General features: G+C 67.0%; 24 protein-coding genes. 12 read left to right on the top strand and 12 right to left on the bottom strand.

Translation table 11 applies throughout. The features are described from left to right. The 4 genes from QM621_RS11860 to rimP all read right to left on the bottom strand — a co-directional run. A partial coding sequence (locus QM621_RS11860) for a hypothetical protein (protein WP_414990595.1) occupies nt 1-213 on the bottom strand: 213 nt, incomplete at its 3' end. 174 nt (nt 214-387) lie between these two features. Continuing rightward, nucleotides 388-681: a YlxR family protein gene (locus tag QM621_RS11855; protein WP_414990594.1), complete on the bottom strand. Its 294-nt coding sequence runs from the start codon at nt 679-681 to the stop codon at nt 388-390. Beyond that, entirely contained in the window at nt 666-1,706 is a 1,041-nt protein-coding gene (gene nusA / locus QM621_RS11850) for a transcription termination factor NusA (RefSeq protein WP_414990590.1), read from the bottom strand. Before nusA ends, QM621_RS11855 begins: the two co-directional genes overlap by 16 nt. A 1-nt stretch (nt 1,707) precedes the next feature. Next, on the bottom strand, nt 1,708-2,172 hold the full coding sequence (rimP, locus tag QM621_RS11845) for a ribosome maturation factor RimP (RefSeq protein ID WP_414990589.1): 465 nt from the start codon (nt 2,170-2,172) through the stop codon (nt 1,708-1,710). Between the two features lie 85 nt (nt 2,173-2,257). On the opposite strand from rimP, the gene QM621_RS11840 reads away from it, so the two are divergent. Genes QM621_RS11840 through QM621_RS11820 form a run of 5 tightly spaced genes read left to right on the top strand, consistent with a single transcriptional unit; the run spans nt 2,258 to nt 6,360 of the window. Then, nucleotides 2,258-2,692 (top strand): hypothetical protein, encoded by a 435-nt coding sequence (locus QM621_RS11840; RefSeq protein WP_414990588.1) that lies wholly within the window; start codon nt 2,258-2,260, stop codon nt 2,690-2,692. After that, nucleotides 2,689-3,090, top strand: coding sequence for a DUF4439 domain-containing protein (locus QM621_RS11835; protein WP_414990587.1), 402 nt, complete (start codon nt 2,689-2,691; stop codon nt 3,088-3,090). Before QM621_RS11840 ends, QM621_RS11835 begins: the two co-directional genes overlap by 4 nt. 52 nt (nt 3,091-3,142) lie before the next feature. Continuing rightward, a complete protein-coding gene (locus tag QM621_RS11830; RefSeq protein WP_414990586.1) occupies nt 3,143-4,282 on the top strand; it encodes a sensor histidine kinase in 1,140 nt (379 codons plus the stop codon). Beyond that, the gene (locus QM621_RS11825; RefSeq protein WP_414990585.1) at nt 4,279-4,962 is read left to right on the top strand and encodes a response regulator; all 684 of its coding nucleotides are present in this window, start codon (nt 4,279-4,281) and stop codon (nt 4,960-4,962) included. Before QM621_RS11830 ends, QM621_RS11825 begins: the two co-directional genes overlap by 4 nt. A gap of 60 nt (nt 4,963-5,022) precedes the next feature. Then, the gene (locus QM621_RS11820) at nt 5,023-6,360 is read left to right on the top strand and encodes a hypothetical protein (RefSeq protein ID WP_414990584.1); all 1,338 of its coding nucleotides are present in this window, start codon (nt 5,023-5,025) and stop codon (nt 6,358-6,360) included. Between the two features lie 590 nt (nt 6,361-6,950). On the opposite strand, the gene QM621_RS11815 is transcribed toward QM621_RS11820, so the two are convergent. Further along, on the bottom strand, nt 6,951-8,336 hold the full coding sequence (locus tag QM621_RS11815; protein ID WP_414990583.1) for a hypothetical protein: 1,386 nt from the start codon (nt 8,334-8,336) through the stop codon (nt 6,951-6,953). 148 nt (nt 8,337-8,484) lie between these two features. Here QM621_RS11815 and QM621_RS11810 point away from each other — a divergent pair, with 148 nt between their 5' ends. Both QM621_RS11810 and QM621_RS11805 read left to right on the top strand, forming a co-directional pair. Further along, on the top strand, nt 8,485-9,192 hold the full coding sequence (locus tag QM621_RS11810) for an ABC transporter ATP-binding protein (RefSeq protein ID WP_414990582.1): 708 nt from the start codon (nt 8,485-8,487) through the stop codon (nt 9,190-9,192). Then, nucleotides 9,189-11,588 (top strand): ABC transporter permease, encoded by a 2,400-nt coding sequence (locus tag QM621_RS11805; RefSeq protein WP_414990581.1) that lies wholly within the window; start codon nt 9,189-9,191, stop codon nt 11,586-11,588. The genes QM621_RS11810 and QM621_RS11805 overlap by 4 nt, the downstream gene beginning before the upstream one ends. Here the strand turns inward: QM621_RS11805 and QM621_RS11800 are convergent. Both QM621_RS11800 and QM621_RS11795 read right to left on the bottom strand, forming a co-directional pair. Then, nucleotides 11,585-13,327 (bottom strand): proline--tRNA ligase, encoded by a 1,743-nt coding sequence (locus tag QM621_RS11800; protein ID WP_414990580.1) that lies wholly within the window; start codon nt 13,325-13,327, stop codon nt 11,585-11,587. The two genes, QM621_RS11805 and QM621_RS11800, sit on opposite strands and share 4 nt — an antisense overlap. A 23-nt stretch (nt 13,328-13,350) precedes the next feature. Next, on the bottom strand, nt 13,351-13,719 hold the full coding sequence (locus QM621_RS11795; RefSeq protein WP_414990579.1) for a hypothetical protein: 369 nt from the start codon (nt 13,717-13,719) through the stop codon (nt 13,351-13,353). Nucleotides 13,720-14,111: 392 nt separating this feature from the next. Between QM621_RS11795 and QM621_RS11790 the strand changes: the two genes are divergently transcribed. Both QM621_RS11790 and QM621_RS11785 read left to right on the top strand, forming a co-directional pair. Beyond that, complete coding sequence (locus tag QM621_RS11790; protein ID WP_414990578.1) at nt 14,112-14,354, top strand: hypothetical protein; 243 nt, start codon at nt 14,112-14,114, stop codon at nt 14,352-14,354. A 46-nt stretch (nt 14,355-14,400) separates the two neighbouring features. Further along, a complete protein-coding gene (locus QM621_RS11785) occupies nt 14,401-15,195 on the top strand; it encodes a GTP pyrophosphokinase (protein WP_414990577.1) in 795 nt (264 codons plus the stop codon). On the opposite strand, the gene QM621_RS11780 is transcribed toward QM621_RS11785, so the two are convergent. Beyond that, a complete protein-coding gene (locus tag QM621_RS11780) occupies nt 15,161-15,472 on the bottom strand; it encodes an OsmC family protein (protein WP_414990576.1) in 312 nt (103 codons plus the stop codon). The two genes, QM621_RS11785 and QM621_RS11780, sit on opposite strands and share 35 nt — an antisense overlap. A 175-nt stretch (nt 15,473-15,647) precedes the next feature. After that, nucleotides 15,648-16,709 (bottom strand): ATP-dependent DNA ligase, encoded by a 1,062-nt coding sequence (locus QM621_RS11775; protein ID WP_414990575.1) that lies wholly within the window; start codon nt 16,707-16,709, stop codon nt 15,648-15,650. Nucleotides 16,710-16,799: 90 nt separating this feature from the next. Here QM621_RS11775 and QM621_RS11770 point away from each other — a divergent pair, with 90 nt between their 5' ends. Together QM621_RS11770 and QM621_RS11765 are read left to right on the top strand one after the other, a co-directional pair. Then, a complete protein-coding gene (locus QM621_RS11770) occupies nt 16,800-17,084 on the top strand; it encodes a DUF1778 domain-containing protein (RefSeq protein ID WP_414990574.1) in 285 nt (94 codons plus the stop codon). Nucleotides 17,085-17,194: 110 nt separating this feature from the next. Further along, a complete protein-coding gene (locus QM621_RS11765) occupies nt 17,195-17,602 on the top strand; it encodes a GNAT family N-acetyltransferase (RefSeq protein WP_414990573.1) in 408 nt (135 codons plus the stop codon). Here the strand turns inward: QM621_RS11765 and QM621_RS11760 are convergent. The 3 genes from QM621_RS11760 to QM621_RS11750 are packed head-to-tail and all read right to left on the bottom strand — an operon-like array spanning nt 17,583 to nt 18,400. Further along, on the bottom strand, nt 17,583-17,843 hold the full coding sequence (locus QM621_RS11760; protein WP_414990572.1) for a hypothetical protein: 261 nt from the start codon (nt 17,841-17,843) through the stop codon (nt 17,583-17,585). The two genes, QM621_RS11765 and QM621_RS11760, sit on opposite strands and share 20 nt — an antisense overlap. An 8-nt stretch (nt 17,844-17,851) precedes the next feature. Continuing rightward, nucleotides 17,852-18,100, bottom strand: coding sequence for a hypothetical protein (locus QM621_RS11755; protein ID WP_414990571.1), 249 nt, complete (start codon nt 18,098-18,100; stop codon nt 17,852-17,854). Nucleotides 18,101-18,148: 48 nt separating this feature from the next. Continuing rightward, nucleotides 18,149-18,400 (bottom strand): hypothetical protein, encoded by a 252-nt coding sequence (locus QM621_RS11750; RefSeq protein WP_414990570.1) that lies wholly within the window; start codon nt 18,398-18,400, stop codon nt 18,149-18,151. A 138-nt stretch (nt 18,401-18,538) separates the two neighbouring features. Between QM621_RS11750 and QM621_RS11745 the strand changes: the two genes are divergently transcribed. Next, nucleotides 18,539-21,589: a TIR domain-containing protein gene (locus QM621_RS11745; RefSeq protein ID WP_414990569.1), complete on the top strand. Its 3,051-nt coding sequence runs from the start codon at nt 18,539-18,541 to the stop codon at nt 21,587-21,589. The last annotated feature ends 41 nt before the right edge of the window (nt 21,590-21,630 follow it).

Here is a 21,630-nt window from a genome sequence, read left to right as displayed (position 1 = left end):
GGCCGCCTTCGTCTCGGCGGCGGGGGTCGGCGCGGCGGGCGCGGGGGCGGCGGGCTTCTTCGCCCCGCCCTTCTTCGCCGTGCCTCGCGCGCGCAGCGCGTCGCCGTGCTCCTCCTTGAGGCGGCGCACGACGGGCGCCTCGACGCTCGACGACGCCGACTTCACATATTCACCCATGTCCTTCAACGTGGACAGGATAACTTTGCTCTCCACACCGAGCTCACGGGCGAGCTCGTGGACTCTGACAGCCACTGTTCTCCTTCATGGGGCCCGACCCCATGAAGTAGGGATCAGACCAGTTTGACGTGCAGGCTCATCGGAACGTACTCATCGAGTTCTCATGAGCTGGTTGCTCCGCTTCCGGTCGTGGGGCGTGCGCCCCTCTGGTCAGGTGGTGGTCTCCGGCCCCGGCGAGAGCTCGTCGATCAGGCCGAGGTCGAGCGGACCCTCCACACGGAGTGCCCGGCCGAACGCCTTGCGACGCCGCGCCAGGTCCAGGCACGCCGGGTCGGGATGCACATAGGCACCTCGCCCCGGCATCGAGCGCCGTGGATCGGGGGTGATCACCGTGAGGGGATCGGCCGGCACCGCGACGACTCGGACCAAGGTGGCCTGGGGCGCGCGCGCTCGGCAACCGACACACGTGCGCCAGACCGTCGTCGATTCTACCCCCGCGTCGATGACGTCTCCTCCCCCGGCTCGGTGTCGGAGCGGATGTCGATGCGCCAGCCGGTCAGTTTCGCGGCCAGACGGGCGTTCTGGCCCTCCTTGCCGATGGCCAGCGAGAGCTGGAAGTCCGGGACGATCACGCGGGCGGAGCGGGCCGCGGCGTCGACGACCGTGACCTTGGACACGCGGGCCGGGGACAGCGCGTAGCCGATGAACTCGGCGGGTTCGTCGCTGTAGTCGACGATGTCGATCTTCTCGCCGTGCAGCTCGTGCATGACGTTGCGCACCCGCGCGCCCATCGGGCCGATGCAGGCGCCCTTGGCGTTGACGCCCGGCTTCGTGGCGCGGACGGCGATCTTCGTGCGGTGGCCGGCCTCGCGGGCGATGGCGGCGATCTCCACCGAGCCGTCGGCGATCTCCGGCGCCTCCAGCGCGAACAGCAGCCGGACGAGGTTCGGGTGGGTGCGGCTGACCTTGACCCGGGGGCCGCGCGGGCCGCGCTCGACCTCGTAGACGTAGGCCTTGATGCGCTCGCCGTGGGCGTACTTCTCATCGGCGACCCGCTCGGCGGCCGGCAGCAAGGCTTCAAGCTTGCCGAGGTCGATGAGCACGTCGCCGGGCACGCGGCCCTGTTGGATGACGCCGGAGACGATGTCGCCGACCTTGCCCGAGAACTCGCCGAAGGTGTTGTCGTCGGTGGCCTCGCGGATGCGCTGCACGATGACCTGCCGGGCGATGGCGGCGGCGGTGCGGCCGAAGTCGTCGGGCGTGTGGTCGAACTCCTCGCTGAGCCGGATCGGCGCGGGCTCGCCGTCCTCGCCCTCGGGGGCGGGCCGGGCCTCCTGCGGCAGCCGCTCGCGCGCCATCACGGCCACATGGCCACTCGTGCGGTCGAGGCTGACCCGCGCGTTCGGCAGGGCGCCCGGCGTCTTGTGGTAGGCCGAGAGCAGGGCCTGCTCGATGGCCTCCACGACGACGTCGAAGGAGATGTCCTTCTCGCGTTCCAACGCCCGGAGGGCGGTCATGTCGATGTCCACGTCAGCGGTCCTTTCGATTCAACTCGACCCGCACGAAGGCGGTGGCGATGTCGGCGAGCGGCAGGGCGTGTTCCTCGCCGTCGACCTCAAGGGTCACGATGTCGTCGTCGGCGGCGGCGATCCGCCCGGTGGTCTTGCGCTCGTCGACGCCGGCGACGGCGACGAGACGTCCGATATTGCGCCGCCAGTGGCGCGGGAGGGTCAGCGGGCGGTCGACGCCGCGAGAGGTGACCTCCAAGGTGTACGGCCCCTGGCCGAGCGCCTTCTGCGCGGCGGGGTCGACGTCGAGCGCCTGGGATATCTCCCGCGACAGGGAGCCGAGGTCGTCGGAGCCGACACCGCCGTCGGCGTCGACGACGATGCGGAGCAGTCGCCGCTTGCCTCCGCCGAGGGTCAGGTCGTCGAGGTCGAGACCGTGGCCCTCCTCGACGATCTCACGCACCACAGCGTCGATCCGGTCCTCCATCCGACGTCCTCCTGATTCAGTTGTCGACAGCGAGCCCAGCGGGCTGCACCCACCTTACCGGTCGGGAGTCGGCTAGTCTGCCTGCGTGACGAGCCGACGGACCTTCGTGATCGGCGGCGTGGCCGCAGTCGCACTCGCGTCGTTCGGAGGCGTGGCCGCCGCGGGCAAGCTCGACGACCTCGCGCGCGGCGTCGGCCTCGACCCCGTGCCGCAGCCGCAGGCCTCCGACACGGCGCTGCTGCGGGCCGCCACCGACGACCAGGCACGGCTGGTGGCACTGGCCACCGGCGTGTCGGCGACGATGGCCGCACTGCTCGCCGAGCAGTGGGAGGCGCTCGGCGGCACGACGCCCAGTACCGAGCCCCCGGCGGCCAGCCCCATGATCCTGCGCGCCGAGCTGGCCTCCGCCGCCACGACCCGGAGCGAGCAGGCCGTCGAGGCGCTCTCCCCCGACCTGGCCCGCACGCTGGGCAGCATGGCCGCCTCCCTGCGGCTCCTCGCGTCAGGAGCGGTGGCATGACCGACGACGAGCAGGAGCCGGGCGGCCTCGCCCGCGTGCTGGAGTTGGAGCACGAGGCCGTCTGGACCTACGGGCTGATCGGCGGGGCCTTCGCCGCGCTGAACGACGCCGCCTACGAGTCGTTCCGCGACCACCGCGCCGAGCGCGACCGGCTGCTGGCCGAGCTCGACGACCCGCCGCAGCCGCGTGCCGGGTACGAGCCGGCCACGCTCGCCGACGAGCAGGCCGCGCGGCTGCGCGCCCAGGACGTCGAGGCCCGGCTGGCCGCCGCCTGGGCGACGCTGCTCGGGGAGACGACCGGCGAGGAGCGCGCCGCCGCCATCGACCGGCTCGCCGAGTTGGAGGCCGCCCGAGTGGCCTGGGGCGGCGCGCCGGCGGCCTTCCCCGGCCTCGACTGACGTCATCCCTGAGGCTGACGACTCTCGTGACGAGGGCCTCTAGGCTCGCGTCATGACCTCCGCCCCGCCGCGTCGCCCCTGGCGTCTCGGACCGCGCGCGACCAGGCTGTTCGACCTGACGCTCGCGGGATCGCTCACCCTCGGCTCGCTGGTGATGATCGAGCTCGGCGTGTGGGAGCTGGTCTTCTCCCTGACCCAGACCGCGCCGCTGTTCTGGCGACGCTCCCGTCCGGTCGCGGCCTTCGCCGTGGTGGCGGCGAGCAGCGCGGCGCAGATCCTCGTCGTGGACATCCCGATCTGGGGGCAGGCGGCCTTCCCGGTCGCGCTCTACTCGGTGGCCCGTTTCGCCACGGCGCCCGCCGGGAGGGCGGCGCTCGGGGTCGGGCTGATGGCGACGCTCGTGTCGTCGTGGGTCTGGACCCACACGTTCAACGAGGACGTGCCCGACGCGTACCGCACCGAGGTCGCCTGGTCCGACATCACCCCCCTGGTGCTGACCACTGGGGCGATCACGGTGAGCGCGTGGGCCCTCGGCGCGCAGCGACGGATCAGGGAGGCCTACGAGCGGACGCTGGTGGAGCACGCGCTGATGACCGCAGCGCAGGAGCGCGCCCGGGTCGCCCGGGAGATGCACGACGTCGTCGCGCACGGCCTGTCGGTGATGGTCGTGCAGGCCGACGGCGCGCGCTACGCCGCCGAGCGCGACCCCGACGTCGCCGTGGGCGCCTTGGAGACCATCGCCACGACCGGGCGGGAGGCGCTGGGCGAGATGCGCCGGCTGTTGGGCCTGCTGCGCGGGACGGAGGAGGCCGGGACCGCTCCGCAGCCCGGTCTGACCGACCTTCCCGCCCTTCTCGCCGCGCAGCCCCAGCCAGTCACGACCGACCTGCCCGAGCCGCTGCCGGAGGTGGTGCCCGGCGTCGGCCTGACGCTCTACCGCGTCGTCCAGGAGTCGCTGACGAACGTCCGCAAGCACGCCGGACCACGGGCCGAGGCGAGCGTCGCGCTGACCGTCGAGCCCGGGGCCGTCGTCGTGGAGGTCGCCGACGACGGCCACGGCACGGCCAGTTCCGCCCCACCCGGACTCGGCCTGGTCGGCATGCGCGAACGGGTCGAGGCCCGTGACGGGACGCTGGAGGCCGGACCGCGCCCCGGCGGCGGCTGGCGGGTCCGTGCGAGGCTTCCGCTATGAGCGTCGCGCCTCCGATCCGCGTGGTGATCGTCGACGACCAGCACATGGTGCGGGCGGGCTTTCGCATGCTCGTCGACAGCCAGTCCGACATGGAGGTCGTCGGCGAGGCCGGCGACGGCGTGGAGGCGGTGGACCTGCTGGCGTCGGTCGCGGCGGACGTCGTGCTGATGGACGTGCGCATGCCCCGCATGGACGGCGTGGAGGCGACCCGACGGATCGCTCCGGGCGACGGTCGTCCGAAGGTCGTCGTGCTGACCACTTTCGACCTCGACGAGTACGCCTTCGCCGCGCTCCAGGCGGGCGCGTCGGCCTTCCTGCTCAAGGACGCCACGCCGCCCGACCTGCTCGGAGCGATCCGCGCGGCGCACGCCGGGGACGCGGTGGTCGCCCCGTCGACCACCCGGCGTCTGCTGGAGCGCTTCGTCCGGGCGCCCGCGGCCCCGACCTCAACCTCACCGGAGGCGCTACGCCGTCTCGGAGAGGTCACCGACCGCGAGCGGGAGGTGCTGACCCTCATCGCCCGCGGCCTGACGAACACCGAGATCGCGCGAACGCTCGTCGTCTCCGAGGCCACGGTCAAGACCCACGTGAGCCGCCTGCTCGCCAAAACCGGCTCACGCGACCGCGTCCAACTCGTCTTGCTGGCCTTCGAGACGGGCCTGGGTCAGACCGGAGGATGACGCCCGAGATCACTTCTCAGGCGGATGGAATCGAGGCGGCCGGTCCGTAGCGTCGCGGCCATGACGAATCAGCCACCAAGCGGTGAAACCAACGCAACCCCAAACACTTTAGCTACATACAGAACACAGCAACCTGCTTGCTCAACAACCTTGACCGTGAGTTCTAGCAACGCTAGAATGAAAGCATGGGAAAATTCACGTGAATATCATTATGCTCTTCAAACCAAATCAGAAATATTGCTCTTAGCCATCAGCAAACCGATCCAAGAAATTTGCCACATGAAGCACAGCGCTACGACGCTCGTTACCGCCGCCGCAACATCAGCAGGCATCTCACTCTTAATCACCTTTCTAATTTTCAATTACGACCTTCTCGAGTATAAAGGATTAACGGAATACAAGGAGGAGAATTCTTGCGTAGAGTCCAGTTTTGTCGATGAAAATTCCCCCAAATGGGAGCGAGACGCGCTTTCTGAAGAAAATCCTTACTGGGAGGATGATGCCAAGATCATGTACAAGGGATTATCCTTCGAAGGGCCAAGCGACACAGCGGACTCTGGGCCTTATCAATTGAACGGCGTTCCGACAGGAAAAATTATATATACCACGAGAACTCCTGGACAACTTCACGTCCTTTGGTTTGACACGCCGAATTTTTTCCAAGAAGATCATTTCAAGTATTTGATGTACGAGCATGATCCAGAAATCGAAGAACTTACCGGGGAAGACCTCAACCTTTCAATGAGTAGCCCCGCCTCAGTTCCGATCACACCACGGCATCACCACTCGGCACTTTGGAGATTCGGAGATGGCCCCGAGAGGGAAAGCCTCATCTTTAGAGGGTCCTCTTATCAGGGGCCGTACAAATCCAGTAGTTCCGGAGAGAACTATCTGGAGTGCATTCCAGACGGCGTTGAGTTCTATGTCTCAAGCACATCCAATACACAAGTCGATATCATATTCCTGGAAGAAGCCGACTACACCGAGACGGCAAAACACATATCCTATCGTCACGACGGCTCGATGCGTCACCTAGAGCCCACCGGCAGGATTCAACATATCATTATCGCAAACAAAAATAAGGCGGAGTGGCGCAGTCCACGAAATCGCGATGAAGAAATTACTTACAACAAGCTGGTATTCGAAGGCGTTATCTACACAGAATCCGACGGGCCAAATCACTTTGTAGGAATCCCTGCTGACCGTGCGGCCTACGTCGCACACACTCCTTCTCAGATTCATGTCATCTACTTTGAAGGACCAGACTATTCCGACGCAGAATCAGCAGAATACATCGTCTTTGATCACGACGGGAACTACGAGAATCGTGAGCCAGTCAGTCAAGCACGGGAAATATCGATCGAGCCCCTTGCAGAACATATCAAGTCTAGCAATTGAGGGGTCCCGAGGACCCAATTTTGTCACATCAGCCTGTAAATGGTGATCATGGTGCCTGTAAGGACCGTGAACGCTTTGGGCGACTCGGACTTGTATTTCGGCGCAACAGCTGAGTTTCTTAAACCCAAGGTTGTGCCGGGAGTTCGTCCATTCCACGACTCAGCCAGCTCCATCTCGTAGGCATTCTTTCTTGCTGCTAGTGACTCTGGGGGCAGCCGACGGTACCTCAGGGCCATCGGCCCATGAGAGATCATTTAGTGTCGTATTCCCCACAATCGGCCAGAAACCTCCAGGACACCCCACCCTCCGTCGAGTTCCCTGGCCGACGCAACTCTCGTAGGCCGCCCAAGCACTAACACCGTGACAAGAATTTGTCGACCACGGTCCGGTTACAAACGTGCAGCCGGTGGAAACTGAGCGGATGGGCGAACATCAAATACCGCCTCATCTACCGTGACTCGTACCCATTCTACCCGACTGGCACGCCGCACCTACTGATGTAACCAATTCGATTCGCTGCTTTCACGACAGATCTACCTCAACGCACTCTTCGAAATTCCCGATAGAACATGCAGCCAAAACCATAAGGATCAACCATGCCAGTCGATAAGAATATACGAATCCAAAATTGGCTGCGATGTCTCAACGAGAACAGGCTGGCCACCCTTAGCTGACACTCTGAAAAGCCGCTGCTCGCTTTCGTTATTAGGCTGTTCAGTCGTAAAAGCAACCTGCTTCGAATCCGGGCTCAGCACCGGCCTCCTCACACCCAGGTCGGTTTCTGGCACAATTGACGGACAGCTTGCCGTTCGCCCAGTAGGCGCTATGAACTTCGACGTGTCCTCATTGATTGAATAAATTTCGCAAAGAGGTAATTCACCATCACCGCCGCCCACGCAGACACCGTTCCTAACACTATTCGCACCCCAACAGCCCATCTCACCATCAAACGACTCGGCAAAGAATGGGTAATAACCGTTCTCCAACGGCTCACCCCCCGGGACAATCGTGTAGGCCGGATTGACAGGCGGACCCACAGAAACGGTTTCACCGAACCTTGGATCGTGTCGGTACGGCTGGAGAGCTTCTACCCACAAAGAATCATTTGAAGTTTCACGGCCAAACCAGAAATTACCGCTAGGGTCGAAAGCTGGCAAGCTATCAGAATACGTTGACGAGAATGACTCCTCTGGTCCCGTAGTCACCGAAACATTGGTAAAATTCCCTTGCGAGTCAATCCAGCCGACAGGAGTTTTATTCAGGCTGCCTTCTTCCGGATATCCCGAAGCGGCCATCAAAGAATAATCAGGCGAGAACAAAGAACGATAAGAAACAGATGACTCTGCATTCTTGATCGCATACATGACTAGGGGAGCCGCCGTCTCTGTGATGGCGAAAGACGGGCCCGGCGTCACCGTCCCTTCCTCAGGGTCTACGATATATAAATTAGCGGAGGAAGTCGACAGGTCGAGAAAAATCAGACCCGGAGTAACTGGATTATTCGGGAGAGCTTCCGTATTATCACCATTTTGCCTTATGTATAAATCAATTCTCCCCATAGATCCAGAATAAAATATAGCCGTTGCCAGACCAGCGGAAAGGTCCCCCGAGATCGCGTTCTCTTCTTGCGCCGCCCAACCATCACGGACCCGCTCTACATCAGCAGATATCTCACCCGGTGCCACCTCAGCCAGCTCCTGCCACATCAAACTGAGATCACCAATCGCAGACGCCGTCCCCAGAAGTCCGACCAAGCCCCCCTGAGATCTTGATGCCTCTACCGCTTCTAGATAACGATCCTTATACTCATCATGAGTATCACAGAATATCTCCACAGGAGACTTATCTACCGTGTCAGCAGCGCCACCACCGGTAGGGGAGTTTTTATTTTCAGAAGATAATTCAGAGCCTCCGCACGCCGAAACAAACACGGGAAGGAGCAGGAATGTCAAAATTCTAACGAAATTCAAATTCATCACAACCCCTGACCTAGAACATCGAAAGAAGTCAGCACAACTGTCTGCCTATCAAATAAAAGGCGATGAGCGTCATGCCAGAGGATGACTCATCATTTAGGACCCTAGCATGACGCAACGTCGGAAAGAACCCTCTAGCGTCGCCGCCATGACGAATCAGCTCCCCTCCCCCACGCTGGCCGCCTCGGCGCGCGGCCTGGTCAAGACCTACGGCTCCGGCGACACCGCCGTGAACGCCCTCGACGGCGTCGACCTCGACCTGCCCGCCGGGCGGCTCACCGCGATCATGGGCCCGTCGGGGTCGGGCAAGTCCACGCTCATGCACTGCCTGGCCGGACTCGACCGGCCGTCCGGCGGCGAGGTCACGGTCGACGGCGTGCGTCTCGACACGCTCTCCGACGACGACCTGACACGGTTCCGCCGTGACCGTCTCGGCTTCGTGTTCCAGGCGTTCAACCTGCTGCCGATGCTGACCGCCGAGCAGAACATCTGGCTGCCGTTCGAGTTGGCCGGACGCAAGCCCGACCCGGCGTCGCGGGCTCGTTTCGACGAGGTGGTGGGCGTGTTGGGCCTCGCTTCCCGTCTCGCCCATCGGCCTGGCGAGCTGTCCGGCGGGCAGCAGCAGCGCGTCGCCATCGCGCGGGCGCTGCTCGGCGACACGCAGGTGATCTTCGCCGACGAGCCGACCGGCAACCTCGACAGCGCCGCGTCGGCCGAGATCCTGTCCTTCCTGCGCCGAGGCGTGCGCGAGCTGGGCCGCACGGTCGTCATGGTCACCCACGAGGCCGAGTCGGCCGCCTACGCCGACGACATCGTGACGCTCGTGGACGGCCGCCGTCAGGAGTCGGCCCGATGAGGACCGTCCTGCTGGCCTCGCTGCACCGTTACGCCCGCCGCTATGTCGCCGCCGTGCTGGCGGTGACCATCACCGTCGGCTTCGTCGTGGTCACCAACGCGCTCACCTCGGCCGCCAAGAACGGCATCTCGGCCGGCATCGAGGGCGCGCTGTCGATCGGCGACCTGGCCGTGGGCGACGACTACGGGCTCAGCGAGGAGTCCGTGACCGCCGCGCTCGACATCGCCGCCGAGCACGGCGACGAGGCCTCCGTCGTGGCGATGTCGTGGCATCAGGTGACCGTGGGCGACCACCGGCTCGGCGAGGAGACGCCCGTCGGCACGGTCGCGGACTCCCCCGCCCTGCTGCGCCAGGAGATCGCCTCCGGACGCGCTCCCACCGCTCCCAACGAAGCGCTGGTCAGTGAGAACACCGCCGCCAAGGAGGGCGTGTCCGTCGGCGACACGCTGCTGATCGGCTCGGGTGACGTGGAGGTGGAGGTCGTCGGGTTGACACCGTCGCTCGGCTTCGCGGGGGCGTCGGTCTACGTGCCGTGGTCGACCTTCCAGACGTTGGGCGACCCGTTCGCCTACTACGCCACGGTCCTCTACGACGTGGGCGGCGCGGAGGTCGAGACGCGCGCCGAGCAGCTGCGGGCCGCGACCGACGTCGAGGTGCGCTCGATCGACGACTTCACCGCCGCGCAGGTGGTCGCGGCCAACCAGGGCGTCGACATCCTCGGCTCCCTGTTGCTGTTGTTCGCGGTGATCGCGGCCTTCGTCTCGGTGCTCGTCATCGGCAACACCTTCACGATCCTGTTCGCCCAACGGTCCCGCGACCTCGCGCTGCTGCGCTGCGTCGGCGCGACCCGCCGTCAGGTGCTGCGGGCGGTCCGCCGGGAGTCGTCAGCGCTGGCCGTCGTCGCCTCGCTGATCGGCGTGCTCGGCGGTATGGCCGCCGGCTACGGCCTGGTGGCGCTGATCGGCGCGTTCAGCGGCGCGAACGAGCACGCGACGGTGGAGTGGTCGCCGATCTGGCTGATCGTCGCTTTCCTCGGCGGCGTCACAACCACGCTGGTGGCGGCCTGGTGGCCGACCCGCCAGGTGACCCGTCTGACCCCGCTCGACGCCCTGCGTCCGGCGGTCGATCCCGGTGTCGGCAGGACGGCCGGACGGGTGCGACTCGCTCTCGGCGGACTGCTGGTCGCGCTGTCGGCGGCCAGCTTCGCGGTGGCGGTGACCGCCTCGGAGATGAGCGCGCTGCTCGCGGGCGGCGTGCTGTCCTTCCTCGGCGTGCTGGCGCTCGGCCCGATCCTCGTGCCCGCGTTACTGCGCGGGGCCGGACGGACGCTGGCCTTCACCGGCCCGTCGGCGCGGATCGCGGCGACGAACGCGGTCCGCAACCCCCGGCGCAGCGCCACCACCGCGTCCTCGCTGCTGGTCGGCGTGACCCTCGCGGTGACGGTGTTGACCGGGATGGCGAGCGGCCGTCAGGCGATCAACGGCGAGATGGACCTGCAGCATCCGGTCGACGTCGCCCTGACCGGCGCGATCCCGGACGACCTGGCCGCCGCGGTCGCCGACACCGACGGCGTCGCCGAGGTGGCGTCGGTCCCCGGCGTCCGTGTCGAGATCGCCGGACTGGGCGAGGTCGCGGTGCTGGCGCCGGACGTCCTCGCGACCGCCGACCCCGGCGAGCTGCTGATCCCCGCGCCGCTGGCCTACTCGTCCGACGAGGAGGCGCCCGACGAGGTGACCCTGACGTCCGGCGGCCGGTCGGCGACCCTGCGCGTGGAGGTCGTGGTGAGCGAGTGGGGCGACGCGGCGGTGGTCGCGCCGTCGACGCTCGCCCAGCTCGCCGACGCGCCCACGACGCAGGCGCTCTGGGTGAGCGCGACCGACGACGCCGACGGCGAACAGCTCGACACCGACCTCGGCGCCCTCGCTCGGACCCACGACCTCGACGTCGAGAACGGGCTCGCGAGCCGCGCCTGGGTCGACCTGCAGCTCGACATCGTCGTCTGGACGGTGCTGGGACTGCTCGGCGTCGGCGTGGCCATCGCGCTCGTCGGCATCGCCAACACGGTCGGCCTGTCAGTGCTGGAACGCGCCCGCGAGCACGCCCTCCTGCGGGCGCTGGGCCTGACCCGCCGCCAACTGCGCCGTGTGCTCGCGATGGAGGGCCTGCTGCTGGCGTTGGTGGCCACGCTGCTCGGGGTCGCGCTCGGCGTGCTCTACGGCTGGCTCGGCACGGTCGCGATCATCCGCGAGGTCGTGCCGACCGCGCCGGTATCGATCCCCTGGGCGTCGCTCGCCGCTGTGATCGCCGCGGCGGTGGTCGCCGGTCTGCTCGCCTGCGTCCTGCCCGCCCGCCGCGCCGCGCGGATCGCCCCGGCGGAGGGGCTCACCCTCGACTAGCGGGTCAGCTCTCCCACCAGCTCGGCGACGGGGACGTCGCGGCGCTCGCCGGTGGCGCGGTCCTTCACCTCGACCACGCCGTCGGCGTAGCCGCGTCCGACGACGACGATGGTGGGCATGCCGAGCAGCTCGGCGTCCTTGAACTTGACGCCGGGCGAGACCTTCGGGCGGTCGTCGAACAGGACCTCCAGACCGGCGGCCTCCAGGTCGGCGACGACCTGCTCGGCCCCGGCGGCCAACTCCTCGCCCTTGCCGGCGAGCACCACATGGACGTCGTAGGGGGCGAGCTCGGCGGGCCAGACGAGGCCGTACTCGTCGTGCGTGCTCTCCACGACGGCCGCGACGGCGCGCGAGACGCCGACGCCGTAGGAGCCCATCGTGACGGTGGCGAGCTTGCCGTCCTCGCCCTGCACCTTGAGGCCCAACGCCTCGGCGTACTTGCGGCCGAGCTGGAAGATGTGGCCCATCTCCATGCCGCGCGCCAACTCCAGCGGGCCGGAGCCGTCGGGGGCGGGATCGCCGGGCAGCACCTCGGCCGCCTCGATCACACCGTCCGCGGTGAAGTCACGGCCCATGACGAGATCGACCACATGGCGGCCGGGCTCGTTCGCGCCGGTCACCCACGCGGTGCCCTCGACGACGCGCGGGTCGACGAGATAGCGGATGCCGGTCGTGCCCTCGGCGCCCAGCGCGCCGGGGCCGATGTAGCCCTTGACCAGGCCCGGATGCTTCTTGAAGGCGGCCTCGTCGAAGGCCTCGACCTCAGCGGGCGACACCTGCGTCTCCAGGCGCTTCGGGTCGACCTCCCGGTCGCCGGGCACGCCGACGGCCAGCGGCTCGGCGGAGCCGTCGGGGTGGCGCAGCATGACCAGCACGTTCTTGAGCGTGTCGGCGGCCGTCCAGAGGCGGTCCTCGCGCGGGTGGTGCTCGTTGAGGTGGTCGACCAGCGTCTCGATGGTGGGCGTGCCGGGGGTGTCGAGCACCCGCGCCTCGGGCAGTCCCTCGGTCGGCCGCGCCTCGGGCACGACGGTCGTGACGGCCTCGACGTTCGCCGCGTAGCCGCCGGGCGAACGGACGATGGTGTCCTCGCCGATCGGCGTGATCGCCATGAACTCCTCGCTGGCCGAGCCGCCCATCGCGCCGGAGTCGGCCTTCACGACGACATAGTCGAAGCCGAGCCGGTCGAAGAGCCGCACATAGGCCTCGCGGTGCGCCTGATAGGCCGCGGCGAGGTCGTCGTCGGTCAGGCCGAAGGAGTAGGAGTCCTTCATGACGAACTCACGGCCGCGCAGCAGTCCCGCGCGGGGGCGCGCCTCGTCGCGGTACTTCGTCTGGATCTGGAAGAGCGTGACCGGGAGGTCCTTGTGCGAGGAGAACAGATCCTTGACGAGGAGCGTGAACATCTCCTCGTGCGTCGGTCCGAGCAGCATGTCGACGCCGCGCCGGTCCTGCAGGCGGAACAGGTTGGGCCCGTACTCCTCCCACCGGTTCGTCGCCTCGTAGGGCTCCTTGGGCAGCAGCGCCGGGAAGCGGACCTCCTGCGCGCCGATCCTGCCCATCTCCTCGCGGACGATGTCCTCGACCTTGCCCAGCACCTTCAGTCCGAGCGGCAGCCAGGTGTAGACGCCCGGCGCGGCGCGACGGATATAGCCGGCGCGCACCAGGAGTTGGTGGCTGGCGACCTCGGCGTCGGCGGGGGCCTCCCGCAGTGTGCGGACGAAGAGCTGGGTCATACGCATGGGCCGACCCTATCGAGGGGGCCTCAGGCGTCGGAGCGCGCCGCCTTGCGGGCTATCTTGACGAGCGGCAGTTGCAGCGGAAGCCGGCCGATGACCCCGGCCTTGTACCAGGCGGGCGACTTCTCGCTGCGGACCACGTCGACGGCCATCTGGATGTTCGCCGGGAACACCGCGACCAGCAGCGCCTCGGCGATCCGGCCGCCCCAGCGACGGGTCTTCGGGCGGGTCAGCATGAGCGCGGAGCCGAGTTCGACGACGCCCGAGGCGTAGACGAGCTCCTTCTTGCACGGCAGCGGCTTCGGCACGATCTTGGCGTAGGGCTCCGGGGCGACGAAGTGCAGCACTCCCGCCCCGCCGAGGATGACGGCCAACAGCTTCACATCGCGGTCCATGACGCGACTCTAGCGGCAATGCCGTCATTTTGGGCGTTGGTGGGGATCGACACGATGCGGTCCAGACGAAGAATGATGGATTGCGGTCGCCCTGGTGACCGCAATCCATCATTCCTCCGCAGAGAAATGAGCATCCCGTGAGCCGTGTCAGGAAAGCCCTCGTCGTCGTGGGCACCGCCGTGAGTACAACGGCATCACCGTCGAGCATCTCCTCGACATGAGCTCGGGCATCGACGTCTCGGAGAACTACCACGTCTACTGGCCCTTCGCCGGCACGGCGCGGCTGTTCATCAGCGAGGACCTGCCCGGGTACCTCGCCGACCATCGCGAGGTCGCCTTCACCCCAGGCAGCGAGGGCGAGTACCGCAGCGTCGACACGCAGATGCTGTCGCATGATCCTCACCGAGATCCACGACCAGCCGCTCGCCGAGATCGTCTCGGAGAACCTGTGGACGCCGATGGGCGCCGACGACGACTTCACCGCGCTCGGCGTCTACGGCCAGTACATCTTCATCGACCCCGACGCCCGCACGGTGATCGTCAAGTTGAGCGGCCACGGCACCGAGCAGGACGAGATCGACACGGTCGAGTCGCTGCGCGTCATCGCCGAGCAGATGGCGGCCTCGGCCTCCTGAGCGACGTCCCGGGGTGGGGGTCGGAGCCGACGCCTACCCTGGGGGCGTGCAGATCCAGAAGCCGAGCCTCCTGCCCGCCGACGAGGACGCCGTCGTCCGTCTCGACGATGTACGGGCGCTGCGGCAGGACTTCATGCGATTCATGTTGCCGCACCGTTTCGCGATGGAGGAGGTCGTCACCAAGCTGACGATCCTGCGCGACGAGTTCGCGCTCATGCACGACAGCAACCCCATCGAGAACATCACCTCGCGGCTCAAGTCGGCCGACAGCCTCGCCGAGAAGATGCAGCGCAAGGGCACTCAGCCGACGTTCGCGTCGATCCGCGAGACCATCACCGACATCGCCGGCGTGCGCGTCACCTGCAGTTTCGTCTCCGACGTGTACCGGGTCTTCGACCTGCTCACCTCGCAGAGCGATATCACGGTCGTCGAGGTCCGCGACTACATCGCCTCGCCCAAAACGCACGGCTATCGCAGCCTGCACGCGCTCATCTCGGTGCCGGTCCACTTGAGCGAGGGGCCGCTGCCAGTGGCCGTCGAGGTGCAGTTGCGCACCATCGCGATGGACTTCTGGGCCAGCCTCGAGCACAAGATCCACTACAAGTACCGGGGCGCGGTCCCCTCCGACCTCGCCGAGCGGCTGCGCGAGGCCGCCGACGCCGCCCACGCGCTCGACACCCGCATGGAGTCGTTGCACGAGGAGGTCAAGTCGCTCGGGGTCGACGGGGTGGCGACGCTGCCCGAGGAGATCCGGCAGAGCCTGAGCGCCGACGAGGTGGAGCCCTCCGACGCCCTCATCGCCCAGCTCAAGCGTCTGGCCGACGAGTCGGGACTGGTCTGACCACCACCGGCTCGTGCCGCACGGGGAAGTTCACCGACGCGGCGATGAAGCAGTTCTCGCTCGCCTCGGCGTGGATCGCGGTGGCGAGTTCGATCTGGGCGGGGTCGGTGATGGTGACGCGGGGACGCAGCGTGACCGAGGTGAAGCGTCCGCCCTGGCCGCTCTGCTCCATGACGCCGGCCGCGTCGTCGGCGTAGTCGACCACGACGATCCCGTGGTTCACCGCCGAGTGCAGGTAGGACAGCAGGTGGCACTGGCTGAGCGCGGCGAGCAGCAACTCCTCGGGATTCCACCGGTCGGGGCTGCCCCGGAAGGGCCGGTCGGCCGATCCCGCGAATCGGGTTTGCCGGCGGCGGTGACCAGCACGTCGCGCCCGTAGTCGCGGTAGCCGCTCGTGCCGCTGCCCCGGTTGCCGAGCCAGGCGGTGCTGACGGCGTAGTGGTGGTCGGTGCTCATGCCAGCACGTCCGAGAGCCGGTAACCGACGACTTCCTCGAGTTGCCCGTAGGTGCAGGACTCCGGCTCCCGGTCGATCCGCCAGCGTTTGAACTGGGCGGTGTGCCGGAAGCGGGCGTCCTCGCCGAGGCCCTCCATGTGCTCGTAGCCGACCTCGGCGACGCGGGTGGGCGCGATGGGCGTGAAGGAGAGGTCTTTGCCGGACGACCAGCGGTTCTGCCCCATCGCGAGGTCGCGCCACGGATGGTCGGCGAGGTCGACGGCCTCGGCGGACAGCTCCGCAACCAGTTCGGCACGCCGCGCGGCGGTGAAGGACGCGCACACGCCGACGTGATGGAGGCTGCCGTCGGAGGCGTGTAGTCCGAGCAGCATCGAGCCGAGCAGCGGCGCCTCGGGCGTGGAGTTCTTGTGGAGGCGGTATCCGGCGACCACGACGTCGGCGGTGCGCTTGTGTTTGACCTTGAGCATGGTGCGGCCGCCCGGCGTGTAGGCCGAGTCGAGCGGTTTGGCGATGACGCCGTCGAGTCCGGCGCCCTCGAACTGGGTGAACCACTCGGCGGCGACGTCGGCGTCGGTGGTGACGCGGGTGAGGTGGATCGGCGGTGCGACGGTCGACAGCAGCCGTTCCAGGCGTTCGCGTCGTTCTCGCAGGGGTGTGTCGAGCAGCGACTCACCGTCGGCGGCGAGCAGGTCGAAGCCGACGAGTTTGGCCGGTGTCGTCACCGCGAGTTCGTCGATCCGGGATTGGGCCGGATGCACCCGCGCGCTGAGCAGGTCGAACTCCAACCGGTCCCCCGCGACGACGATCAGTTCCCCGTCCAGCACGCACGGCGGCAGCTGCTCGCGTACGGCCACGACCATCTCGGGGAAGTACCGCGTCAACGGCTTGCCCGACCGGCTGATGAGCTCCACGTCCGTCCCGTCGAAGAAGACGAGACACCGGAACCCGTCCCACTTGGGCTCGTACAGGTACCCGCCCTCGACCGCGTCGGCCTTCGGCACCCGCGCGGCGGATTTGGCGAGCATGGGCGCGAGCGGCGGTGTGATCGGGAGGTCCACGATGTCAGCCTATGCGCCTGGCGACGGGCTGAACAGCGACTGCTTGTCACCGCTCCCGCCCGGACGTACAGTGGCCGTACAGGAGGGATCATGGCTGACACCATCGCGCGACGCCGCAACCGACGCATGGAGCTACGCACCACCGACGAGGAACGCGAGCTCATCGACCGTGCCGTCGCCGCGTCCGGTACCGATCTGACGGACTTCGTCGTCACCCACGTCTCGGACGCCGCTCGTCGTGTGCTGGCCGACCGGCACGTGTTCGAGCTCGACGATGACGCCCTGGCCGCGTGGGAGGAACTCAACGATCGGCCCGCGCGTGAATTGCCCGGTGTCGCGGCGTTGTTCCGCCGCCCTTCCCCTTTCAGCGAATGAGTTATCGGACGCCTGCCCCGTTGACGTCAACGCATGTCGTCGACAGGTTCGAGTGCGGCTCTGGCGAACAGACCCAATGGCTGCGACGCTTCGCCCGCCAGTCGGCGTCGATGGGGACGACCAAGACGTTCGTCGTCACCGAACACGATTCCGATCACGTGGTGGCCTACTACGCCTGGTGCATGGCTCGTCTCGCCGCCGCCGACGCGCCCCACCGGATGCGCCAGGGAGCCGGACGCTACCCGCAACCCGTCGCGTTACTCGCCCGGCTCGGCGTCGACCTCCGTCATGAAGGCCACGGACTGGGAGCGGGTCTGCTGACAGACGTCATCGCCCGCGTCGCAGGGCTCTCCGACGAGATCGGTTGCCGCGGGCTCCTCGTCCACGCCGAATCCGCGACGGCCCGCGACTTCTACCTCCACCTCGTCCCAGAGTTCGAGCAGAGCCCGACCGACGACCTGCACCTCGTCCTCCTCCTCAAAGACATCCGGAAGACGCTCACCAGTCGAACACGCTGAACAGGTCGGCGACCAGCTCGCGGAGGTCGCGGCCGGACAGTTTGACCAGGAGCCACCCGGCCAAGAACCACACGGCGCACACGGCGGGGATCGACCAGGAGAAGTCCTCCCCCAGCACGGTCAGCACCACGCCGACCAACACCGTGCCGACCACCGCCACCAGTCCGAGGACGAACAGCAGCGCGCCGACGAACGCCACGACGTTCAGCACGGCGCGCCCGATCCAACGCAGGAAGCCCATCACGACAGTCAGTCCTCCAGGAAGTTCATGAACGACCGCCACAGGCCGTAGCCGGAGATGTTCGCGACGATCCACCCGGCGACCATGAACACGATGGCGACCGGCGGCATCCACCACCAGTAGTCCCCCAGCTCACCGCGCGACAGAAGCATGGCGAACGTGCCGACGGCTGCGAGCGCCACAAACGTCCCGATGAAGAAGAGGAGGGCGCCGATGAATGACAGGAAGGAGCGCGCGCCCCGTTCGATTCGTCCCATGAGGTCACCCTAAGACCGTCAGGTGGGACGCGCAGTCGTACGGCGCGTTCAGAAGAAGTGGAGGAACGAGTCGAAGGCCCGCTTCAATCCATGCCCGGAGAGGTTCGCGATCACCCATCCGGCGACCATGAAACCGACCGCCGCGATGGGCAGCCACACCCAGAACTCGTGCAGCTCGTCCCGCAGCGCGTACCCGACGAACGAGCCGACCGCGGCCAGCGCGAGACACGTCCCGACGAAAAATACGAACGCCCCGAAGAACGCCACCAGCGAGCGCACGCCCCGTTCGATCCGTCCCATGCGTCCACTCTAGAGTCGCCCGGCAGAGACCGCCAATCACCGGAACCGCCCGTCGTGTCCTCAGATTCGAGGACACGACAACCGGCGCTCTAGGCACTAGGCTCACGGGCAGTGTTCGGCCGGTGATCGGAGCGCCCTGTGTTCGATGTGTTCATCAGTTATTCGCGGCGTGACGACGCCGACGGGTGGGTGTCGGGGTTGCGGGACGCGATCATCGCGGATTTCCAGCGGTTCGGCCGGTCGCCGAGGATTTTCTTCGACCGTGAGGACATCCGGGACATGGACGACTGGCGGCAGCGGATCCTGGTGGGGTTGCGGGAGTCGCGGGTGCTGCTGGTGTGCCTGTCCCCCAGTTATCTGGCGAGCCCGTACTGCCGTTGGGAGTGGACCGAGTACCTACGCAGACAGGCCCGCCAGACGGGCGGGGACTCCATCGCGGGCGTCTACTGCGTGGAGTTGGGCGACCCGGACGCCGCCGACGTGGCGCAGTGGAAGGCGGAGGTCGAGTCGGTCCAGTTGACCGATGTGCGGCCTTGGTTCCCCCATGGGCGACGGGCGTTGGCCGAGCAGGTGGTGCGTGAGCAGGTCGCGACGTTGGGCGAACGGTTGTGGCAGCGTCTGGAGCACGCCCGGCTGTCCAGTGACGCGCCGGGGAATCTGACCCGGTTCGACCCGTATTTCGTGGGTCGTGAGGCCGAGCTGCAGGCGCTGCGGGACAGTCTGACGGCGTCGCGGGTGGGGACGGTGACGGTGGTGTCGGGCTTCGGCGGCATGGGCAAGACCGAGTTGGCCACGACCTACGCGCACGCCTACCGCCACGCCTATCCGGGCGGGACGTGGCAGGTCGGCTGCGAGAACGCGACGAGTCTGACCTCGGTGGTGGCGTCGTTGACGCAGGTCCTCGGGTTGGAGCCGCCTGACGGCACCCCCGACGACGTCCGCGCACACCTGGTGATGGACAGGCTGAAGGAACTCGCGCGCACACCCCCGACCGACGACCACGGGAAGCCGCTCGGCGTGGAGCCGGCCGCCTTGCTGTTGTTGGACAACGTGTCCGAGCAGGCGTTGTTGTCGGCCGAGGAGTTGCGAGTGTTGCCAGAGGCGAACTGGCTGCACGTCGTCGCGACGACCCGTCTGGGCCGTTCCGACCTCAGCGCGGTCGGGTCGGCCTCGCTGGTCGACGTGGTCGAGCTTGGTCCGCTGCGACCCGCTGACGCGGTGGAGATGATCCGGGACCATCAGCCGCCCCGTGACGCCGACGGGCTGCGTCCGGACTTCATCGACCCTCAGGCGGAGGCTGAGGCGAAGGAACTGGTCGAGGAGGTCTCGTCGTTCACTCTCGCGGTCAAACAAGCCGCCGTGTATTTGGGCGCGAACGACGACCTGCGTCCCGCCGACCTGCTGGCCGACCTCCGCCGTGACGGCGCCGCCCGCCTCGACGACGTGACCGTCGTGCAACGCCGCTCCGTCGGAGCCATCCTCGACCAGACGGTGGCACAGCTGGGTCCCCGTTCGCTGGCGGCGTTGCGGTTCGCGGCGCATATGCCACCCGACTATGTGGTGTGGGAGTGGCTGGAGCACTTGACCCACGACCTGGACCAGACCCACCCCGGCGGGGAGCGCTGGCCCGTCGTGCAGCGGACCTTGCGCGGCCGTCAGCTTTTGACCCCCGGCGACACCCCGCCGCTGGCCCGTCTCCACCGGTTGATCGCCGCCCACGTCGTCGACGACCTTGGAGACGATGCTGCTGACTACACGAACCGGCTGGACGCCTGGGCGATCGAACGAATGACCGCCGACGACATCACCGACCCCGACGAACTGCGGGCCTTCGCCGAGCTTCTCATCCACCGTTCTCCGCACTCGATGGACGTGGCGCATAAGGCGGTGTTCTACTGCGACACGTTCATCGGCCGGCTGCTCCTCGATCAGCAACACGCCCTCGTCTCCGCATTGGAGGAGGTATTCCGGCGCGCCGTCGCCCGTGATCCCAGCAACACCGGCTGGCAGCACGACCTGTCGGTCAGCCTCGTGAAGGTCGGGGACATCGCGAAGGCACGCGGTGACCTGCAGACGGCGCGGGACGTGTACACCGAGTCGTTGGACATCACGCGTCAGCTCTCCACAGTCGATCCGAGCAACACCAGTTCGCAGCACAGCCTGTCGATCAGCCTGCACAAGGTCGGGGATATCGCGGTGGCGCAAGGCGATCTGCAAACCGCGCAAGACCTGTACACCGAGTCGTTGGACATCGCGCGTGCGCTCACCACAGTCGATCCGAGCAACACCGACTGGCGACGCAACCTGACGGTCAGCCTCGACAGGGTCGGGGACATCGCGGAGGTGAGGGGTGACCTGCAGGCCGCACAAGACCTGTACACCGAGTCGTTGGACATCCGTCGTGCGCTCACCACTGCCGATCCGAGCAACACCAGTTGGCAGCACGGCTTGTCGTTCAGCCTCGACAGGGTCGGGAACATCGCGAAGGCGAGGGGCGACCTGCAGGCCACGCAAGACCTGTACACCGAGTCGTTGGACATCCGTCGTGCGCTGGCCGCCGCCGATCCGGGCAACACCGGCTGGCGGCGTGACCTGACGGTCAGCCTGGACAGGGTCGGGGATGTCGCTCGGGCACGGGGTGATCTGGAGGCCGCCCTGGAGGTGTACGCCGAGTCGTTGGACATCACGCGTGCGCTCACCACAGTCGATCCGAGCAACACCGGCTGGCAGCACGACCTGGCGGTCAGCCTTGTGAAGGTCGGGGACATCGCGAAGGCACACGGTGACCTGCAGACCGCGCGGGACGTGTACATCGAGTCGTTGGACATCACGCGTCAGCTCACCGCGCATGATCCTGGCAACACCGACTGGCGACGTGACCTGGCGGTCAGCCTCGAAAGGGTCGGGGACATCGCGAAGGCACACGGTGACCTGCAGACCGCGCGGGACGTGTACACCGAGTCGTTGGACATCCGACGCGCGCTCACCGCCCACGATCCCGGCAACACCGACTGGCGACGCAACCTGTCAGTCGGGTGTTACGGGGTCTGGCAGGTCACGCAGAAGACCGAACTCCTCCGAGAAGCACGCGACATCCTGCGAGATCTGGTCGAATGTGGAGCAGCGCCCGAAGCCGACAAGAAGACGCTCGACTGGATGAACAACCAACTGGGCGACCCCTCCGCCTAACCGCGACCGGCCCGCGCCGCCCCACCCCCACCGCCTCACTA

Origin of the sequence: Aeromicrobium sp. (genome assembly GCF_047606445.1) — a bacterium.
In the GTDB taxonomy this organism is placed as follows: domain Bacteria; phylum Actinomycetota; class Actinomycetes; order Propionibacteriales; family Nocardioidaceae; genus Aeromicrobium.
Note: the sequence above shows the minus strand (reverse complement) of the source record. Positions and strands in the feature narration are given on the sequence as shown.

Excerpts from the sequence above, each read along its gene's own strand:
- QM621_RS11765 (WP_414990573.1), top strand. The coding sequence starts at position 17,195 with ATGGGGACGACCAAGACGTTCGTCGTCACCGAACACGATTCCGATCAC.
- QM621_RS11835 (WP_414990587.1), top strand. The coding sequence starts at position 2,689 with ATGACCGACGACGAGCAGGAGCCGGGCGGCCTCGCCCGCGTGCTGGAG.
- QM621_RS11825 (WP_414990585.1), top strand. The coding sequence starts at position 4,279 with ATGAGCGTCGCGCCTCCGATCCGCGTGGTGATCGTCGACGACCAGCAC.
- QM621_RS11820 (WP_414990584.1), top strand. The coding sequence starts at position 5,023 with ATGACGAATCAGCCACCAAGCGGTGAAACCAACGCAACCCCAAACACT.
- QM621_RS11760 (WP_414990572.1), bottom strand. The coding sequence starts at position 17,843 with ATGGGCTTCCTGCGTTGGATCGGGCGCGCCGTGCTGAACGTCGTGGCG.
- QM621_RS11805 (WP_414990581.1), top strand. The coding sequence starts at position 9,189 with ATGAGGACCGTCCTGCTGGCCTCGCTGCACCGTTACGCCCGCCGCTAT.
- QM621_RS11810 (WP_414990582.1), top strand. The coding sequence starts at position 8,485 with ATGACGAATCAGCTCCCCTCCCCCACGCTGGCCGCCTCGGCGCGCGGC.
- QM621_RS11800 (WP_414990580.1), bottom strand. The coding sequence starts at position 13,327 with ATGCGTATGACCCAGCTCTTCGTCCGCACACTGCGGGAGGCCCCCGCC.
- QM621_RS11770 (WP_414990574.1), top strand. The coding sequence starts at position 16,800 with ATGGCTGACACCATCGCGCGACGCCGCAACCGACGCATGGAGCTACGC.
- QM621_RS11795 (WP_414990579.1), bottom strand. The coding sequence starts at position 13,719 with ATGGACCGCGATGTGAAGCTGTTGGCCGTCATCCTCGGCGGGGCGGGA.
- QM621_RS11755 (WP_414990571.1), bottom strand. The coding sequence starts at position 18,100 with ATGGGACGAATCGAACGGGGCGCGCGCTCCTTCCTGTCATTCATCGGC.
- QM621_RS11790 (WP_414990578.1), top strand. The coding sequence starts at position 14,112 with ATGATCCTCACCGAGATCCACGACCAGCCGCTCGCCGAGATCGTCTCG.
- QM621_RS11750 (WP_414990570.1), bottom strand. The coding sequence starts at position 18,400 with ATGGGACGGATCGAACGGGGCGTGCGCTCGCTGGTGGCGTTCTTCGGG.
- QM621_RS11830 (WP_414990586.1), top strand. The coding sequence starts at position 3,143 with ATGACCTCCGCCCCGCCGCGTCGCCCCTGGCGTCTCGGACCGCGCGCG.
- rimP (WP_414990589.1), bottom strand. The coding sequence starts at position 2,172 with ATGGAGGACCGGATCGACGCTGTGGTGCGTGAGATCGTCGAGGAGGGC.
- QM621_RS11815 (WP_414990583.1), bottom strand. The coding sequence starts at position 8,336 with ATGAATTTGAATTTCGTTAGAATTTTGACATTCCTGCTCCTTCCCGTG.